Source organism: Limosilactobacillus urinaemulieris, from assembly GCF_014838745.1.
GTDB lineage: Bacteria > Bacillota > Bacilli > Lactobacillales > Lactobacillaceae > Limosilactobacillus > Limosilactobacillus urinaemulieris.
The window spans coordinates 60,604-80,371 of sequence record NZ_JABUXR010000008.1 but is presented as its reverse complement, the minus strand read 5'-3'; the positions used below and the strand labels follow the sequence as shown (position 1 = coordinate 80,371).

Genomic DNA, 19,768 nt, shown 5'->3' with positions numbered 1-19,768 from the left:
ACAACGATCGTCAATTGGGCTGTCCTAAGTGGTCCACCGTCATTTTGACAATCCCATAAGCGGCTAATATGGTGAAAATATTAGTTGGCGTGGTGAAGCGACTCGCTGTCCGTCCATCAATGCTCATGAATGGCATGATCCCTTGAAGGACAACTGTGATCAGTAATCCTAAGCCAGTAATAAGAAGCCATTTTCGATGATGACTTTCCTGCTTAACATTAGCACCAAGGACAAACAGTAACGCATAAAATAATGTTAAGTGGTTACTCGTCCATCCCCAAATATTCGGTGTCCAAAAGAGCGGGATGATCATGAGAAGCCAAATACTAATCAAAGCCGGTCGACGCCAAATGAACCGCTGATCATTAATTACTGCAGTCAGAATTAGTCCCAGTAAGCTTCCGAAGATCAGTGGGTAAGTATTCCGCAATAACGGAAAGACCGCATTAAAGAAGTCGGTATGAAAGACTGTGACCTTTGCCAGCTGGTTAGTGCAAAGTGCTACTAGTACACTAGCCAGGACACCCAAGACTAAAGTATTCAGCCACGACTTAATGATTGTTGACTCACGATGACTCTTTTGCGATAGGAAATACCCTAACAGTAAAATCAGAATATCAGAGCCAAGCAATGTTAAGCCTTTTAGAACCTCATATGCACTAGTATGAAGACTAGCATTACTGTAACTCGCTATATGCGGTCCAAGTTGCCAATATACCTGAGCAATTCCAACCCAGAACATCAGCGCAACCCAAACTAGATTACTTTTTAATCGATGCATGATTTTCTCCCCTAAAATAATATCTTCCCTATTTTAATATAGACGGTGGGGAGATACAAAAGATAGTATACAAAAGGACTTTGCTAGTTCGTTTTCAAACTCCCGTCGACGCGTAGCTAGTCTTTAGAAAGTACAAATAGGGATTCAGCGTTCGGATTTTCTGAGCACTGAATCCCATTTGTATACTGCGTCGTTTGTATTTTGCTTAAGTAATATAGTTTATGTAATAGCCTAGGCATTTTCATGGTTATAAATACTGACTAGAGTCACTGTTTTGTGGTCGCTGAGGTATTGGCACAACAGCAGTCGACTCTGAATGTGTTAAGGCTTTGTGTTAAAAGCATGGTCAGAAACTTTATTCAAATAGCGTCGTTATGGAATTCTTGCAGAATAACTATACCTATAAGCAACTATACTCAGCTATCTAACTTGCTTACTATTTAGTTTGCTCTCGAGTAGTTATATCCAGCTATCTAATTCAGTAACTGTTCAACCATTATTTCTGTGTTTTTAATGTATAGTAAGTATTGGGCGAAGTTGGCGAAGCCGCATGCCTTTCTAAAAGCTCTAGTTTTGTCAGATCACTTAATGCTTTCCGAGCGGTCGATGGATGTAACTTAGAATTAGAACTAATAAATTCTTTGGGCCGTAGTTCTTTATGTTCATAAGCATAAATTAAAGCTGCTCTTTCAGGATAAGTTAGCTTAGTAAAATCATAGTTAGTGATTTTGCTTATTTCTTCTTTACGTCTTGAATTCCGCATCACAATATTATTTCTTAGAGTTAGTTCAGTATAGGCATTGGTAGCAACATATTCCGGATCGTCAAGGAAATACTCTTCCATATTTTTGTACATCCGATCAACACTCTCACCAAACTCCCTAACCCAGCCAAATTGAACTAGCGCTCTAGCAATATTTGGATTTCTGGAATAATGAGTAGTACGGATATTATCAACAGTTACTATTGACGGCAAATCACCAGGGCTATGAATGATAATCCGGTCATCATACATAATAATTCGAATATCATCACCGTTTAGATTATAAGCACGATGGGTTACCGCATTCACAATTCCTTCTAGCCAAGTCCCCTTGGGATACTCAGGTACGGTTTCAAACTTATCTGTTTCAACATTTAAGGATGTGAACTCCCGTAATTGTGATTTTACAATATTATCTGCCTGTTCAATGACTTTTGGTAGTGGTCCTTCAATCATTGCTTCCTTAATGACATCTAAGTTTTCGCCAACGCCAGCTTGCGTTCTACTATATCTAATAAACCGAACTCTTGCTCCTGGGATAAAAAGCATCTGGCATTTCAGCAAACATTAAGACACCCGCCACATTGAGCTTATAAACATATGAATCATCTGTGGTCATTTTACGGTTAGCAAAGCCCTTAGAGAATAACAATTTCCATACATCATCACCATTAAAATGGTTGAGCTTCTTATATTGTTCTAGTAAGTCTTGATCTAGATCTGCTAGTAATTCTGTTTCAACAGTTTCCTGCTCATAGGATCGAATATCCTTACTGTAATTAAGGCTTTCAATTTGCTTATAAGTTAGCTTTTTGCTTTCATCACCAATCCGTAAATAAACCTCATCTTTGGAGTTAGAAAAAAGCATATTTATCATTGGATTCAACGGTTAAAAGCATGATCCGATTATCTTTACCATTAACAGTAACCTTCTGAAATTCAGTTTTTACTTTCAGAGCAGGATAGATTAAATCATACCCTACTTGTTTAAAGTCATTGATCTTATGGGTATCTAAATGATCAATCCCCTCAAACTGTTTATTCTTAATTCCAAGCGCCACTGTTCCACCGTCAGCATTGGTAAATGATATTAAGATATAGTCAAGCTCCGTAACTTTGCGATTACTTCTACTCTTGTCAATAGTGTTTTACCAGGTATTTTCATTTCTACTATTCATTAAAAAGATAATCCTGGAAATACAAATGTTTTTCATCTACTGGATGATCTATCTGAGTATTTAGATCATTAATCCCCTTAAGTGATTTAATGTCTTTTACCTGTGTGTTATCCCCACTTATTTTTTTCAAACTTTTAATATTGGTTGCGTCATCATAATACGTTATTTCCTTTTTAGGAAAATCATTTAATTCAGTTAGTAATCCTGGAATTGATTCATTATAATCTTTAAAATCATAAGAAACTTGAACAGTCTCATTGTTCTTTGTATCAAATTGGGTATTAATATATTCTACCCTTTCGTTATTAATTCCGCTTATCAGATAAATTCTTTCATTTGGATTCAGACTTTCAATCTTAAAATAATGATAAATTAAATAATCGGTTTCATCATCAACATAGGAAACAACTATTGTTAAATTATTCAATGGATTAGATCCATTATTTTCAATATAAGTTAGATCTTCATTTGATATTTTATTAAAATCAATGTGTTTAGATGCACTCGCAATAATGCTTCCATTCTTATATTTTCCCTTACCTGTTAACATATATGGCCTTGCATTAATAATCTGCTGTGCTACCTCGATGTCTACACTATTTTCAATTTGAGATTTAGTATTATTAGTAGTAATGTGCCAGCCAACAATTGCAATAGCAATAGTTATCACTTGTCCTACAATTGCAATAATAACAGTTACTACTTGTCCTATAATAAAGTGTTTATCATTCATTTTCTACAATACCCAGTCACTGATATTAAACTGCTTCAAACTTTAACATTCTACCTTTAAATTACCACCCTAGCTTTTTCCGCACTTCATCAAACACATCCGTTAGCAGCACTTCAACATATTTCCATTTTCGATAGTTTAAAATCAATAACTTAATTTATTCAACATACACGTTTTGGTTCGTCCATCTAATTGGATATGAAGTGGGTAATCTTCTCCATTAAAATCATATGTGAAATTTGCACTACCCAAGCGAACGATGAAGCCTGGGCTAACATATCAGCTCGCTAACCTACTAGCTATCGCAATCGTCTATAATTAACTTAATTTCGTCATAAATTGGTTGCTTTTTAAAATCAGCTATCTTCTTAAATATCTCTAGTAAAAGAAAAAGCAAAAAGCCTATAAAAATACTTACTATCCATAATGTAATATTATTTTCATTTTTTCCCATCAATACTGCAAAATAATTACTACTTATATGATATTTATTATCAAAGGCAAGGCACAATGAAAGTAAAGCAAATAAAAGACTAACTAATTGAAGAAGGTTATTAGTATTACATTTTTCTGAAATTAAATATTTTAACTTTTCAAAAGCAATCACATCATGCTTCTTTAAGTTGATAAGATTTTTCCTTAATGTATTATTCTCCTCATATGTCCCACGATAACCTTTTATTTGAATAAAAAATTTTGCTTTTTCCCAGTCAAAGAGATCACTTGTCCATTCCCATCTGTCTATTAGATTTTTACATAACGTTATCTCAATACTACCAATAATTTCATTAGCATTTTTATTATATCTCGGAGCAAAATTAATAAATATTTCTAATATTATTATAGAAATAATAAACACTAACCCATAAATTGATAGTATTAAATAATTAAAAGCTCGTAACTTATTATAGAACATCTCTACTACTAATAGAACTTCAAATGCCAGAAGTACTAGTAATGCTAATAAGGCACTCCATTTGTTAAGCTGTGTTTGCCAAATTTCTCTTTTTTGTTGCTTTCTTAATTCTATTAATTTATTTGAGAAACTGTACTCTAAGTAAGTTAAAAGTAAAGTCAGTGCCACAAATAAGGCTAACCAAATAAAAACAATAATTATATTTTTTATTTTTGAATAAATGTAAACTTCTAGTATTAAAGACAATGGTCCAAGCACAATAGGTAGACCTATTAAAAATTCTAATCCTTCAGTTCGGTGATTATCACCAGAAAAAAATTCTTCTATTTTTTTACTCATCTCAATACCTACCCTCTAACGACTCTACCGTACTCATCAGCCCAATAATGGACACCATTTACCCAGAAGTAACAGTTAACTTTTTTCAAATATGTCACAGGATCAAAGTAATATAGTGTTCCCATCCAATTATAGAATCCGGAAACAACTCGACCATCGTTACCTACCATGTACCAATCTCCCCATTGTGATTGAACATAGTTATTGTCGACACGTAAATAAGTTACTGGATCAAAATAATAGTAAGAACCAGCCCACTTTTGGATACCAGAAAGGATTCGTCCATCATTACCAAATAAATACCAGTCTCCCCACTGTGATTGAACATAAGCGTTATCAACGCGTAAATAAGTTGTTGGATCAAAGTAGTAATATGAACCAGCCCACTTTTGAACTCCGGTTAAGATCTGTCCGTTATCACCAAAGAGATACCATAATCCCCATTGTGATTGAACATAATTATTATCTACTCGCAAGTAGCTAACTGGATCAAAGTAATAGTATGTCCCCATCCACTTTTGAACTTTCGATTGCACAACACCATTATCAACAAGATACCAACTATTTCCCACACCATTAATTGTTGGTAGTGAAATATATTGTCGGCCCAATAACGGCTTGCCATTTTGATAATATACATATTGATCGTTGATATATTGCCAGCCATTTTCAGTATCAGTTGTTGCATTAGCACCGGCCCAAATGTAATGCATGTCCACATTTTCCAATTTAAATGTAAAAGTTTGACCATTTGAATAGTGTCCTTCTCCAGTACCATAAGTTAAAGAAGGATAAACCGCTACATTATTATTGGGTTGGTAATTAGTTAAGAAGTTTTGAGCGTGACCAAATAAATCAGAGGCATCATTAAATAGCATTCCCATGATTCCATAATAAATAAGGGCATGTAGATCATCCATAGTATTTACAGTAAATAATGGAACGTTATTATTATCTGCAAAATCTTTACCAATAGCTTCAGCAAATGGTCGAGCTCTTAATCCAGATATATTATCAATATATATTTGCTGTGCAGCAATATTTTCACTATTTCCTTGAAGAATTTCTGGATCATGCCATCCACCATTCATCAAAGATTCATTTTTCTCTTGGTACTTTAAAGCCATTCCTTTTACCGTATTAATGGTATCGTCATTTTGAGTAAAGGGTGCTTCGCCAAATTGGCTTCGTGTTTGATTGATTAGATTGATGGCATACTGATTCATTTCTCTAGTCTGTGCGTCATTTAAATTATTAATATCTATCCGTTCATTTGCTGCAGTCGTATTAGAACGGTAGTTATTATTATAAATTCCATTAATCGCAATCTTTTCCAGTTCATCGGCCTGCACTTTTGTTTTCACATTCCGTACTGCATCTAGTGTATAACCATCTGGAACATTTACTGTTTGAGCTGCTATTACAGCCGATTGACTATTATTTTCAGTAGTTTGTTGCCAAGAAGAACTGATACTATTATTTGAAGTAATCGTCGCGGTTTGAACACTATTAGATGATTGTTCTACAGTATTATCTGCTTTTACATTTGTCGTTGCTACGAGTCCTAATAAAACTGTAGACGCTAGCAATAAGACCCTTTTATTTCTTTTATTCATTTTTTACTCCTAATTTTACAATAAAGTTACAAAAATCTTTCTTCCGTGTTTCAATTAAATAGAAGGAAGTCCTTCTATTTTGATTCCTGAGAAAGGAAGATTATCATGACATCTAAAAAGATTTTATCAAGTTTTGCTGTTATTGCATTAGCCCTTGGCTTAGCTGGCTGCACAACTATTAATAATACTACTTCTACTAACAAGAAACCAGAACAGGCTGCTTCAAGTAAAGTCGTAAATAATAGTCATAAAAAGAGTTCTTCACAATTAAAAATCAGTGAATCAAGTAGCAATGTTGCTAATAGCCAAGTAACTGAGCCAAATACTCAAAGTCAAAGCACAAAGGTACTTTCTGCTGCATCGACTAATCAGAGTTCAAGCTTTAATACTAACACCCCTCAAAAGACTAACAATACTTCAACACAAAAAGTTGCTACTACTAATAACACCAGTAATGAATCTACCGTTTTAAACAACTTCTTAAAAGCTAACAACATGCAACCAACAAGTACTGATAATTATGTAGTTACTGATTTGGGTGCAAATAATTATCAGGTTGAAATTAGAACTAATAACAATGATAATTCTGTATCTCACCTTAACGGGTTATATAAGTACAACAGTCAAACTAACCAAACTCAACAATTTAATTCAGTTACTGGTGAATGGAAATAATTGATTTTAACTTTTTACTTTAATAATTAAAAAGAATACTCGATAGCTCAAATCAGTTATCGAGTATTCTTTTATAATTAAGACTTTTCAATATTATTAGGTCGAAATACTTGTTGGTACTGTTTGCCATGAGTATTCCAATACCAATAATAATTGTTTTCACTCACAGCAGCGCCCTTTTTGCCTCTACTCAACCAATTAACTGAGATGCAATTAGGGTTAGATGACATATTAGAGACAATAACCATGTGACCATTGCCACCAGTAGTATGATTCTTAGGACCCCAAATTACAATATCACCAAACCTTGGATTATAATATTTTTGCCCTTCATACACTAAAGAATATCCATTTAATAATAGATATGGCGAAATTGAGCCAGTATCATATATTTCATTTGGCTTGGTAGCACCAGCTTCATACAAAGCCTCAGTCATTGCTCCAGAACAATCTGCAGTTCCATCTTCACCATTACGCGATCCATACATAGAGTAAGTCAAATTCCCCTCATGATTGCGAAACCAACTTATTACTCGGCCTGAAAACGTATCGCTAGGGTTAATAGCTCTTCCATCGTTCCCAAAGTAGACACCGTCACGCCAATCATTTGTTACTTTTAGGAAAGTATAATTATCAAAATAATACAGACTGCCTTTCCAATTATAGAAGCCTTGTACAATTCGACCGTCATTGCCAAACATGTACCAGTCGCCCCATTGTGACTGAACATAGTTATTATCTACCCGTAACTTAGTTACTGGATCGAAATAGTAATAAGTCCCAGCCCACTTTTGAACACCACTTAAGGCTTGACCGTCATTGCCAAGCAATACTCCTCGTCCATCACTCTCAGTTGCTCGGTAATCATTAACTACTTTAAGGTAACTTGATGGATCAAAGTAATAGGTACTTCCTTGCCAATCATATTTGCCACTAACAATCTGACCATTACTACCAAACATGTACCAAAGGCCCCACTGTGATTGGACATATTTATTATCTACCCGTAATTTAGTCACTGGATCAAAGTAGTAGTAGGTTCCCATCCACTTTTGAACACCACTTAAGGCTGCTCCATTACTACTAAGTAAAACTCCTCGTCCATCAGCTTCAGTTGCTCGATAGTCATTAACTACTTTAAGATAACTTGATGGGTCAAAATAGTAGACATTACCTTGCCAGTCATATTTACCGGTGACAATTTGACTATTCTTACCAAACATGTACCAATCATGCGTACCATCTTGCCATACCTGTTCACGATAGTCGTTATCTACTCGTAAATAAGTGGTTGGATCGAAGTAGTAATAAGTCCCCATCCATTTTTGGACACCTTTTTGACGAGTACCATTGTTGAACATGTAGTAATTGCCATCATCAGCTTGGACGTAACCATTGGCTAATTTTCCGTTTTGGTAAAAGGCTGTGTGATCACTATTCCAGCCGTTTTTAGGTGTGGTATTAACTACCGGTGTAGTAGTGGTAGTAGTTGCTGCTTGTTTAGCCGTAGCTGAGGCAGTGGTAGTGTCTCCTTGCTTATTACCACTAGTATTTTCTGCAGCTTCTACTATTGATGATTGAGTTTCTGCACTAGATGCTTCATTAGTAGTCGAACTGGTTAAAGCTGATGTTGCTACAACTGTTGAATTAGCTTGTGGTTGATCATTAGTATCAGCTTGTGCACTACTTGATAAAAAGTACCCCCCCCATTGTGACTGACAGCGTTGTAATAGCCATACAAAGCCAATTCTTACCGCTTTTATACAGCTTATAATGTTTTCCCTTATCCATAATTTCTAACTATATCTCCCCGTATATAAACTCTGCTTTATCTAGACATTTTTCTTAGTTTTAGATTTTCATAACCGGTTCCACTTAACAAAATTATTAATGGTAAGAATTGAATCAAATACCTACTCCGTCCTGACTCAAAAATTAGCAAGAAAGCGAAGAAACCAACAATAGCATATTTTAGAAATTGCGAATTATAATCCGATCTTTGCAAAACAAATACTAAATTAACTAATAGAATAATCCAGCACAATTGAATTACGATAGCAAAAGTTTCCTGGTACTTTCTTGCAATACCATCACTATCTAAAAATAATTTTCTCGGAAGAAAATACTGACTTCTTGAAAAACTATTTATAAATTCTCCTTCTTTTCCCCAATGAAAACTACCATCCTCAGTATTGGCAACCTGTTTTCTTACTAAAAATGCTTGATACTTAAGTGGTCCCATTTTGTTAAATCTTTTAAACCAAATTTCCTTATCAGATTTTAACCTCTCCTTTGGGTCCTTAATCTTAATATCATGATCGACATCTGGCAAATAATATCCACCAGTCCCTTGGATTCCCATATCTGCAAAATGAACCAAATTCAATGCTTTACTATTGTCAATCTTTATAATTGAATTATGAGATTTATATAAGTTAAATCCACCAATAAGCACAAACATAGTTGCAAAAATAATTGTTAGCTTTTTAAGTAAATTACTAATTAACTCTTTGCTAGATATAGTAAATACAAATGACACAATAATGTACGCTATTAAAATAATTACTGTTGATGGTTTTATAAAGTAATTAACTGCAATTAGAGTTCCAACTATTATAGCCTTAAGTAATGAATATCTTTCATTGAGAGACTTAAGTCCAAGATATGCGAAAATCGTAAAGGCAAACGAAAGCGGATCGCTATATGGAAGACAAATCCATGGTGTTACTAACATCAATAGACATATACATATCAAAATATAATTTAGTGTTTTTTTACTTAATTGCTGCTTTTCATATTTTAGAAGAAGATAAACACTTATATCTACTAGTACCATATTAATTATATTAAGCACTATCGTTAGCACTTTGTAACTAGGCGATCCTATCAATCGCCAAACCAAATGTTCAAAAAACATCAATGGCAAGGTGTTTTGATTATATGAAAAGTAATCAGGTACCCACTGTTTTTGACCAGTTGCCTGTAAAATGATTATTCCTGGATCCCAAGTGCTAAATCCAGAAATAGACAATATCATTACCAGTTGCCATATTAAAATCAGAACAACTAATCCTCTTTTGATGTTCTTACTTCCTAATCTTTTTACCATTAAATCAATAGCAACCCTTATCTCCCCCCACTTAATTAGATAACAAGTACCAATGATTATTAAAAATATATCAATAATCAAGATACTCTTTGCTTGAAGTACGTATAACTGATCCAACAAGAATGATACTGCTCCAAATAAACTAATCACTACTAGAGGCAGGTAAAATACATTAATAAATCTATTACTAAACTTTCTCATATCTTTTCTTTTACAACTTCGCCGTCAACTTCACATCAGGATACTTCTGTTTAAACCAGTTCTCAGCAAATTGATTTTCAAACAGGAATAATGGTTGATCATGAATGTCCTTAACAAGGATATTACGTGATGACGACATCTTCTCATCAAGCTGATCAGGATCAATCCAGCGAGCAGTCTTATTCCCCATTGGTTCCATTACAACTTCAGAGTTATATTCGTTTTGCATCCGGAACTTGAAAACTTCAAATTGAAGTTGACCAACAGCACCGAGAATATAGTCTCCAGAAGTGTATGAACGGAATAACTGCACTGCCCCTTCTTGAACTAACTGGTTAATTCCTTTATGGAAGGACTTTTGTTTCATCACGTTCTTTGCCGTTACTCGCATAAATAATTCAGGGGTAAATTGTGGAAGCTTTTCAAACTTAATGTCTTTTTTACCAGTATAGATCGAATCACCAATTTGGAAGTTTCCAGTATCATACAACCCAATGATGTCACCGGCGACCGCATTTTCAACGTTTTCCCGGGTATCTGCCATAAATTCAGTCACGTTAGACAAACGAATTGGCTTCTTAGTTCGTTCAAGGGTAACATCCATCCCCCGATCAAATTCACCTGAGCAAATCCGGACGAAAGCAATCCGATCCCGGTGTCGAGGATTCATGTTGGCTTGAATCTTGAAAACAAAACCGGAAAATTCTGGATCAAGTGGTTTTACATACCCATCATTTTCCGTATGGTGATCACTTGGCGCTGGAGCAAACTGAAGGTAAGTCTCCAAGAACGTTTGCACCCCAAAGTTAGTTAATGCAGACCCAAAGAAGACTGGCGTTTGATCTCCAGCAGCAATCTTCTCCCGATCAAGCTGGTTACCAGCAACATCTACTAATTCCATTTCATCTAAAGCATCTTGCCATTCACCATCATTAGCCAATGGATTATCGCCCTTAACATTACCATCATCGTCCAATGGCAAATATGGATTATCTTCATCGGCTGGGTGAGTTAAGGCAACTCGACGGTTAAAACGATCATAAATTCCTTTAAATTGCCGGCCAGAACCGATCGGCCAGTTAATTGGGTAAGTTTCGATCCCTAAAGTCTCTTCAACCTCGTTTAACAAATCCAGTGGATCACGAGAATCCCGGTCAAACTTGTTCATAAAGGTGAAGATTGGAATTCCCCGCATCTTACAAATTTGGAAAAGCTTCTTTGTTTGTGGCTCAATCCCCTTAGCAGAGTCGATCACCATCACTGCAGAGTCAACCGCCATTAAAGTCCGGTAAGTATCTTCAGAAAAATCTTCGTGCCCTGGTGTATCAAGGATATTAATCCGTTTTCCCTGGAAATCAAACTGCATTACGGACGAAGTAACTGAAATCCCCCGCTTCTTTTCAATTTCCATCCAGTCAGACTTAGCAAAATTACCAGTCTTCCGGGCCTTAACAGTACCCGCTTCACGAACAACTCCACCAAAAAGTAAAAGTTGTTCAGTAATTGTCGTTTTCCCCGCGTCCGGGTGTGAAATAATGGCGAATGTCCGCCGCTTATTAACTGCTTCAGCAAGTTGTTTTGGTGACATTTTGTTTTCCTTTCATTAAATAGTTTGTTTTTGCGCAATATCTATATTAGTTTAGTATATTATGAAAATAGTTACAATTACAGCTACTTTAAATTTGATCATAAAAGAGAATTTTGACACTCGTGCAAAATTCTCTTTAACTTTATTCTCTTGTTGTTTCAGAAATAGTTACCCTTCCAGTTGTCTCCGTACTACGACTAGGAGTTGAACTTTGATAAGTCCGTTGGCGTTCATACTGAGTCGTTCCATAGTTAAACGTAGTACCGTAAGTTCGTTGGCTCCGCTCGTAGGTTCCGCTATATGAACGAGATGGTGTTCGATTGTAATATGTAGAAACGCTGGTCGAGGTTGAACTGTTCCGACGACTCGAACTGTGTCCACCAGTTGTAACATAATCACTACCATTACCACTTCCCGGTTCGTTATAAGAAGCGCCACCTGGAAGGATAAAGTTTGTATTAGTTACTCCATTATAAGTAGGTTGTGACTTGTACATCTTAGTTTCATGGTTAACAACCTTCTTTGGCTTCAAGCCGAGTTGCTTACGAACTAACTTTGAAATTCGATTAATTTCTTTTGGACTAGCAATTTGGAAAGAAACACCATCAATAGTAGCATCTTGCCCCTGGAAATGGTAAGTAATAACCTTATTCATCGCAGCGTGATAATTACCATATAAGGTTGCAATGTCATCAATTGGGATATTAGTCTTCACACCATCTTTAACAGCATCAAGAATCTTATTAGCCGTAGTAATCGAACCTGATGCTTTAAACTTTTGGATAACACTTTCAATGATCTGTTGTTGCCGCTTTTGACGACCGTAATCATTATTTGGATCCTCATACCTCATCCGTGAGTACTTCAAGGCTAATTCACCATTCAAGTGTTGCTTTCCCTTCTTAAAGTGATGTCCTTCGTAAGTAAAGGCAAATGGGTTATCAACGGTTACACCACCCACAGTGTTAACAACTTTCTTGAGGACTCCCATATTAAGTACTGCATAATAATCAATTGGAACATCTAATAATTCAGATACCTGCTTAACCGTTTGTTTAGGTCCACCTATAGAATAAGCTGCATTGATCTTAACGTAGGTTGGCCCTTTCTTTGTATTCACGCGAACTAAGGTATCACGAGGAATACTTGTCATCGTAATCTTCTTTGTCTTTGGATTAATCGTGAATAATTCTAATGAGTCAGTGTTACCACCTGAGTTACCACGATCTAGTGCTCCAACATCAGTCCCCATCGCAAGAACAGAAACCGGCTCACCCTTTTGTAACTTTCGACTAATTTTACCATCGCCGTCACCGAAGATGTTCTGAGCAGCCGAATGAATCTTGTGATATTCATATCCCCCACCTAAAAGAACTAGAATTACCAAAGCCCAAATAATATTCTTTACCCAGCGAGGAGTACGATAATGGTGAACTTCTGGTAAATTATTCTCTTTATTTGGTCGACTAGCATTACCATTAAATTGTGAGCTTGTTACTTGTGGCTTTTTCAAGGAATTAGAGCCAATCCCAGAGAATAATTTTTTCAAATTAAAACTTCGCTTTGGCCTAGGAGCATGGCCAGCTGCACGATCTTTCTCAACTTGATCATGAATTCGTTTTTCTAACTTTTTTCGATATTCTTCACGTGATTCGTGATTTTCACTCATATGCAGATACCTCAATTGATAATTTTCTATAACTCTTCAAATATACTATAGGAACAAAGTAAATTTCAATTTTATATAATAGGTCTTAATAAATTTGTAAATTAATTAGTTATATTTTCGTCTAAAATTCTTCTATATGTATATAATTCATGGAGTTCTTTATTGGCTCTTATTATCATATTAACCGCTATAATTAAAGCCAGTAGAGTTATAAGAGTAAAGATTGATAAAACTATAGACAAAAGATTTGTATCATTAAGGTCAGTTTTATTTGCTTTTTTTATGGCATTCTGAATCTCTTTTTTCTGTTCTTTAGCATTTAATTGTTTATATTCTTTAGTCTCTGTTAAAATTTGAATTTGCCCATAAATTTCATTATGATCAAGAGTTGCTGCTTGATCAAAACTGGTTAATAATAATGAAAAAAGTACTAAAACTATAGATAGAAAAGTAACATACTTTGATGGGTGTGTTGCTTTCCTTTCATCAATCATTAAATCAATTTGTTTTTCAGATAGTCCATTGAATTTTGCAAATCTTTTTTCTTCAGTTTCACCATTTAGATTTCCACTTATAATACTTTTATAATCAAAATTTTTCACTGATACATACACCTCCTACTTCTCCTAGCTAATATGTTTAAATTGCAGTAACTAATCTAAGCTCTAAACATACAGACATACAAACAGTATCACCGCAAACAACACCAATAAACTCAACAATGTTTTTGAATGTTTCAGCACTTCAGCTGGATCACCATCAGAACTATCACTCTCAATAATCAAACAATAGTCAGCCACAATCAGCATTGCAAAGGGAACCGTATATACCAAGTCTTCTCCTTTGGAAATCGTCCATAGTGAGTAGAACACTAAAGTCAATCCAATGAAAACATACATAATTTTATCAAGGAAGTGAATATTATAAGCTTTCAGGACTTTTCTCGTACTCGTTCCTTTCTTTAGCTCATTTCTTCTCTTACCAAAGCCTAAGAAGAACGAAGCCGAAACAACTGTTAGAAATAAGGCATCTGATATTGCAATATTAGATAAAATGCTACCGTAATACAACCTAATGACAAAACCCAAAGAAATAATTGCTACATCTAATAATGGAATATTTTTCAAGCCATTACTATATGCAATATTAATTACTAAATATGATAAAGGTAAAGCAAAGATTGCAAACCAGTTTCCAGTATCCATTGAGGCATAAATCATAATCAAAGCAGCAATAATTAACAAAATTACTAGAAACTTAGCCGCATTTATTTTACTGATCTTGCCACTAGCAATTGGCCGGAATTTCTTTTTGGGATGTTTGCGGTCTTTCTCGGCATCCTGAATATCATTAATAATGTATACAGACGAAGCAACAAAACTAAATGAGATAAATCCTAACACCAAAATTCCTAATTTATGAATATTAGTAATCTGCCCACCAAAAAAGAGGGGTACAAATATTAAGATATTCTTTATCCAGTGAAATGGTCGTATTAATTTTATATATTCTTTCATTCTTCCTTACCTGACAATTTATACTTAAAGTAAACAATAATTAACCCAAGCCAAGTTAGAATTGAAACTAACATTGAGCCGTTATCTAGTTTAGAATTGAAGTATTTTAAACTAACAGTTTTGTCTTTTACAGGAACCTTTATCTTGACTGTGGTTCTCTTCGTTAAAGTAGGTTTCAAATAATTACTTTCCCCCACTTTAACCAGATCGTTATGATAGTACAATATTGGCAACTCAACCAACGTTCCATTCTTGATTCCTGATAAATCATAAACAATTTCATTTGGCTTCGATTTCAACCGAGAAGCAAAAGCTACTTTCCTACCATTAACAAAGGCATGATGAGTTACTAGGTCAGTAACATTATCACCATTTATTGTAACCGGGAAATAGTCAAATGAACCATTATGCGAATAATAATGAAACATATTATTCCAATTGCTGCTGGTTAGATTGTATCCCTTACCATGCTCTTCAGGGTAATAGTGACTAGGAGTTGGCACACGGTCTAGCATTGGAATGCTAATTCTTTGTGCTAATATTTGCTGCTCAGCTGAATATGTTAAACCAACTGATAAAAGTGAGAATATAACAACAAAGCCGATTTTACTAATACCATATCTATTCTGCAAGTTATCAAATATATAAGTAACAACTGCCGATAAATAAATTGCTAACATCAAAGTTGCAAGTCCAGTAAGCCGATATGGAAACTGTAAGTTAGCAACTGGCGTATTAAGTAACTTAGCCCATGGAAATAGCGTTGTAGTTAAAGCTACTAGTATGATCCCAGAAAGATAAGTATAACGATCTATTGTATTTGCTCGTTTCCAAAAGAAGAAGCCAAATATCAAAACAATCATCAACAGTAAACCAACAACTTGGGTTGGCTCGTTATTAATTGATGAAGTTATTGTTTCCATCGGTGTTTTAATAAAAAGGAGCCCCACCCAGGATGCTTTCAAATGGTTAGAAACTGTTTGTTCAAAGAACGGCACCAAATAAAAAGCAGATAATAAGAAACTTAGTCCAGCAGCCTTAACTCCCGCTAATAATCTTAATCTCTTATTGCTGATCCATCTCCAAGTAACTACCAACGTGACTAACATAAACAACGCAGTTAGAGCAGTTGTTAACATATGCGAATAAAGCAGCATTGTCATTCCAATTGCTAAAATTGGCCAACTTTTAATATTTTGGTAAAAGACTTCATAAAATCCAAGTAATACCAATGGTAAAAACGTATATGCGATCGATTCAGCCAGAACATTCTGATTAAAAACCAAGTAAAGTCGATAGTTAGCAAAAGTATAAGTAATAGCAAAAATAATTGCTCGTTTCTTACTAGCTGAATACTTTCTCATTGCATAATATGAAAGCAACAATGTTACTAAAGTTTCCAAAAATATTCCTAAATAAAAAGCACTAATTGGATTATGGGTAATTAACTGAAAAATAACGAACGGGTATAGCAAAATCCATGGATAAAAGAAGTTGATCCCACTACCGACTTGGTTAAATGTATACGTACTAATTCGTGGAACAAAAACTCCATGGAGCACATCCTGATAAAGTTCTTCAATTCGATTAGCTTGGAACATCAGATCTCCTGAACCAAAAACAATCCGCAAATGCGCAAAACTCCAAATATATATAGCAGCCATTATGCAAAAAAACATGAATAACTGTAACCGATACTTTATTATACTTTTCTTCATTTTATAGCTACTTCTCCTTTGGTAAGAATCTATTTGACTTAAATTTCAGCAAATTAAACAGGTAGTCTCTCAGTAAATCAATTATTGAACTCCCTATCAGTAATCCAACAGCCACTCCAAATCCTATTATATTCATCCAAATAGGTGATACTGAAGAATTATGAAACAATGGGAAGTTCCAAATAACTGCTTTTAAATATAAATTATCGGTTATTAGATACGAAGCAAAAACTGTTTTAGCTATCGTATTTATCCCTATATTATGAAAAGGCCGATTCTTAGTAAAACCAACAAAAACTAACGTTGCTATTAATAATTCCAATATACCAAAATTAAAAAAACTGCGATACTTCCCATAACCAAAATAACTTATTAAAGCAGTTAATAATACAGCTACCAAATATAAAATAGTTATTTTAATTTTTACATAGCTTACTTGTATCCCATATTTTCTTATAAAAGTTCCAATTAAATAAGGCGGAATTATATATCCAAATGAAATTTCTGAAGTAAAGGTACTATTATTGATCGAAGTCAAAAAGCAACCAAAAAAACTAGTAATGATAATTAAATACATAAATTGCTTTTTTGCTAAATTTTCAACAGCAAGATTTATAAATGGGATTAAGACTAACAACATAATATAAGCACTAACGAACCAGTACTGATTAGTAATAAACGGCAAGCATGCTGCAATGAAATTTTTAAATGAAAAATTCATCAAACCTAATAAAACGATTATTAAGAATAGTGTTACGGAATAAAATATTGTTTCACTCCAGATAATAAATGCTTTAGTTAAACTTTTCTTTATACGGTAACTCTTAATACCGACAAAATATCCCGTAATCATTATAAATAAATACACACCTATCTTACCAAATGGTAAATAAGAAGATAATATTATTTGGTCTAATAATGAATTGGCCTTATCTATTCGCCATGTCTCTCCAAAATATTCAAAATGAAATAACATTATTAAAAACATGCTTAATATTCTTAGCAATTCAAAACGACTGTCTCTCTTCATTTTATAAGCCTTTCATACACAAATAGCCTTCAAAGCTCGGCAAAAGTCAAACTATGAAGGCACATTTACATTCACAAAGATATATTAAATAACATTTTCTACTTTCTTACCATTATAGTAATGTCAGCGCACTACCAGCATATTCGGAAGCAATATCACCCCAAGTACGCCAGCTATCAGCACCCCAGTCATAACGATTACCACCCATTGTATGAGCACCTTGAGAACGGTAGAAGTAACATGGATCAACTACATGATACAGACCATTATGAGCACCAATAATTAACTTAGCATGATTTCTTCCCGTCCAAACTGTTTCGTATGATGACCAACCATAATAAAGAACTGGATGCCCTGAAAGAACAATATTAGACAAGTTGCCTAAACTAGCACCTTTAAGATTCTTAATATTAGAGTCAAACTTTTGTGCGTATGCTGCTAACGTATCAATTGGCAGAATTCCCCTAAAGTTTGCAACACTATAAACTCCACCATATTGAGGAAGAGTAGCATACAGGTAACTAAGACTTGGCCATTCATTCTTAATACTTAACAACATTGCAAGACTAGCAGCAGCACAACCTTCAGGAGCATTAATTGGTCTAAATTGACTAAAGTAAGTTACTGAATGAACTGCACCATTACCATCAGCATAATGAACATCCCAATCACCCCAATAGCCATTACCATTAAAGAAAGTGTTCTTTACAACTAAGTAAGAGCTAGGATCAAAATAGTAAAGTGTTCCTTTCCAATTATAGAAGCCTTGTACAATTCGACCGTCATTGCCAAACATGTACCAGTCGCCCCATTGTGACTGAACATAGTTATTATCTACCCGTAACTTAGTTACTGGATCGAAATAGTAATAAGTCCCAGCCCACTTTTGAACACCACTTAAGGCTTGACCGTCATTGCCAAGCAATACTCCTCGTCCATCACTCTCAGTTGCTCGGTAATCATTAACTACTTTAAGGTAACTTGATGGATCAAAGTAATAGGTACTTCCTTGCCAATCATATTTGCCACTAACAATCTGACCATTACTACCAAACATGTACCAAAGGCCCCACTGTGATTGGACATATTTATTATCTACCCGTAATTTAGTCACTGGATCAAAGTAGTAGTAGGTTCCCATCCACTTTTGAACACCACTTAAGGCTGCTCCATTACTACTAAGTAAAACTCCTCGTCCATCAGCTTCAGTTGCTCGATAGTCATTAACTACTTTAAGATAACTTGATGGGTCAAAATAGTAGACATTACCTTGCCAGTCATATTTACCGGTGACAATTTGACCATTCTTACCAAACATGTACCAATCATGCGTACCATCTTGCCATACCTGTTCACGATAGTCGTTATCTACTCGTAAATAAGTGGTTGGATCGAAGTAGTAATAAGTTCCCATCCATTTTTGCACCCCAGATGTTGCAACTCCATTGTCTAATAAGTACCAATCTTTATTTCCTGGATTTGTTAAAGAATCAAGTTGAACATATTCACGACCATTATCTAATTGACCGTTACGATAATAAGCAATTGTCCCATCAGCTTGCTTTACCCAACCATTTTTTTCGTTGGCATTTGCTGCATAGCTAACTGTAGTGGTAGCAGTTGCAGTAGCTTGAGCATTAGTGCTAGTAGATGTAGTAGCCTGGGTAACTTGCGACTCAGTACTTACCTCACTTTGATTGCTATTAGTTGATGAAGTTGATTGCTCACTATTAACAACTTGAGTTTGCTGAATATTATTAACTACTTGTGAGTTACTATCCGTAACTGTGTCCGCATTCGCTGGAGTTGCAAAAAGTGTTAATCCAGCAGCCAAAGTTACAATCCCCGCAACAAGCCAATTTTTTCCACTCTTATAAAGTTTGAAATGTTTCTTCATTATCGTTTAGTACCTCTTTTATATAAAGATGACCTCTC

At 34.8% G+C, this 19,768-nt stretch carries 17 protein-coding genes and 2 pseudogenes; 1 reads left to right on the top strand and 18 read right to left on the bottom strand.

Translation table 11 applies throughout. The features are described from left to right. Positions 1 to 10: 10 nt before the first annotated feature. From HUK45_RS05510 to HUK45_RS09850, 8 genes and pseudogenes are all read right to left on the bottom strand, one after another. A complete protein-coding gene (locus HUK45_RS05510; RefSeq protein WP_191911463.1) occupies positions 11 to 781 on the bottom strand; it encodes a hypothetical protein in 771 nt (256 codons plus the stop codon). Positions 782 to 1,277: 496 nt separating this feature from the next. Continuing rightward, positions 1,278 to 2,000 (bottom strand): ATP-binding protein, encoded by a 723-nt coding sequence (locus tag HUK45_RS09560; RefSeq protein ID WP_235972030.1) that lies wholly within the window; start codon positions 1,998 to 2,000, stop codon positions 1,278 to 1,280. Positions 2,001 to 2,055: 55 nt separating this feature from the next. Next, a complete protein-coding gene (locus HUK45_RS09555) occupies positions 2,056 to 2,421 on the bottom strand; it encodes a hypothetical protein (protein ID WP_235972028.1) in 366 nt (121 codons plus the stop codon). Next, on the bottom strand, positions 2,399 to 2,635 hold the full coding sequence (locus tag HUK45_RS09550; protein ID WP_413230822.1) for an AlbA family DNA-binding domain-containing protein: 237 nt from the start codon (positions 2,633 to 2,635) through the stop codon (positions 2,399 to 2,401). Before HUK45_RS09550 ends, HUK45_RS09555 begins: the two co-directional genes overlap by 23 nt. Positions 2,636 to 2,714: 79 nt before the next feature. After that, entirely contained in the window at positions 2,715 to 3,455 is a 741-nt protein-coding gene (locus HUK45_RS05500; RefSeq protein WP_191911462.1) for a hypothetical protein, read from the bottom strand. A 295-nt stretch (positions 3,456 to 3,750) separates the two neighbouring features. Further along, a complete protein-coding gene (locus HUK45_RS05495; RefSeq protein WP_191911461.1) occupies positions 3,751 to 4,710 on the bottom strand; it encodes a hypothetical protein in 960 nt (319 codons plus the stop codon). Between the two features lie 26 nt (positions 4,711 to 4,736). After that, positions 4,737 to 5,390: pseudogene (locus HUK45_RS09855) on the bottom strand (hypothetical protein); the annotation flags it as partial. Positions 5,391 to 5,402: 12 nt separating this feature from the next. Further along, positions 5,403 to 6,326 (bottom strand): annotated as a pseudogene (locus HUK45_RS09850) (SEC10/PgrA surface exclusion domain-containing protein); the annotation flags it as partial. A 105-nt stretch (positions 6,327 to 6,431) separates the two neighbouring features. Here HUK45_RS09850 and HUK45_RS05485 point away from each other — a divergent pair. Next, on the top strand, positions 6,432 to 7,001 hold the full coding sequence (locus tag HUK45_RS05485) for a hypothetical protein (protein WP_191911459.1): 570 nt from the start codon (positions 6,432 to 6,434) through the stop codon (positions 6,999 to 7,001). 77 nt (positions 7,002 to 7,078) lie between these two features. Here HUK45_RS05485 and HUK45_RS05480 read toward each other — a convergent pair whose 3' ends face one another. From HUK45_RS05480 to HUK45_RS05435, 10 genes are all read right to left on the bottom strand, one after another. Beyond that, positions 7,079 to 8,362, bottom strand: coding sequence for a peptidoglycan amidohydrolase family protein (locus tag HUK45_RS05480; RefSeq protein ID WP_191911458.1), 1,284 nt, complete (start codon positions 8,360 to 8,362; stop codon positions 7,079 to 7,081). Between the two features lie 322 nt (positions 8,363 to 8,684). Next, a complete protein-coding gene (locus tag HUK45_RS09790) occupies positions 8,685 to 8,792 on the bottom strand; it encodes a KxYKxGKxW signal peptide domain-containing protein (protein ID WP_191911457.1) in 108 nt (35 codons plus the stop codon). A gap of 37 nt (positions 8,793 to 8,829) precedes the next feature. Next, complete coding sequence (locus HUK45_RS05470; RefSeq protein ID WP_191911456.1) at positions 8,830 to 10,311, bottom strand: glycosyltransferase family protein; 1,482 nt, start codon at positions 10,309 to 10,311, stop codon at positions 8,830 to 8,832. A gap of 10 nt (positions 10,312 to 10,321) precedes the next feature. After that, complete coding sequence (locus tag HUK45_RS05465; protein WP_191911455.1) at positions 10,322 to 11,899, bottom strand: peptide chain release factor 3; 1,578 nt, start codon at positions 11,897 to 11,899, stop codon at positions 10,322 to 10,324. Between the two features lie 142 nt (positions 11,900 to 12,041). Further along, positions 12,042 to 13,574: an LCP family protein gene (locus HUK45_RS05460; protein ID WP_191911471.1), complete on the bottom strand. Its 1,533-nt coding sequence runs from the start codon at positions 13,572 to 13,574 to the stop codon at positions 12,042 to 12,044. 95 nt (positions 13,575 to 13,669) lie between these two features. Then, entirely contained in the window at positions 13,670 to 14,170 is a 501-nt protein-coding gene (locus HUK45_RS05455) for a hypothetical protein (RefSeq protein ID WP_191911454.1), read from the bottom strand. A gap of 63 nt (positions 14,171 to 14,233) precedes the next feature. Further along, on the bottom strand, positions 14,234 to 15,085 hold the full coding sequence (locus tag HUK45_RS05450; RefSeq protein WP_191911453.1) for a UbiA prenyltransferase family protein: 852 nt from the start codon (positions 15,083 to 15,085) through the stop codon (positions 14,234 to 14,236). Continuing rightward, entirely contained in the window at positions 15,082 to 16,716 is a 1,635-nt protein-coding gene (locus HUK45_RS05445) for a 6-pyruvoyl-tetrahydropterin synthase-related protein (RefSeq protein WP_191911452.1), read from the bottom strand. The genes HUK45_RS05450 and HUK45_RS05445 overlap by 4 nt, the downstream gene beginning before the upstream one ends. 94 nt (positions 16,717 to 16,810) lie before the next feature. Further along, the gene (locus tag HUK45_RS05440) at positions 16,811 to 17,833 is read right to left on the bottom strand and encodes an acyltransferase family protein (protein WP_191911451.1); all 1,023 of its coding nucleotides are present in this window, start codon (positions 17,831 to 17,833) and stop codon (positions 16,811 to 16,813) included. A gap of 112 nt (positions 17,834 to 17,945) precedes the next feature. Further along, positions 17,946 to 19,730 carry a KxYKxGKxW signal peptide domain-containing protein gene (locus HUK45_RS05435; RefSeq protein WP_191911450.1) on the bottom strand — a complete coding sequence of 595 codons (1,785 nt, stop codon included), beginning with the start codon at positions 19,728 to 19,730 and terminating at the stop codon, positions 17,946 to 17,948. Positions 19,731 to 19,768 lie beyond the last annotated feature (38 nt).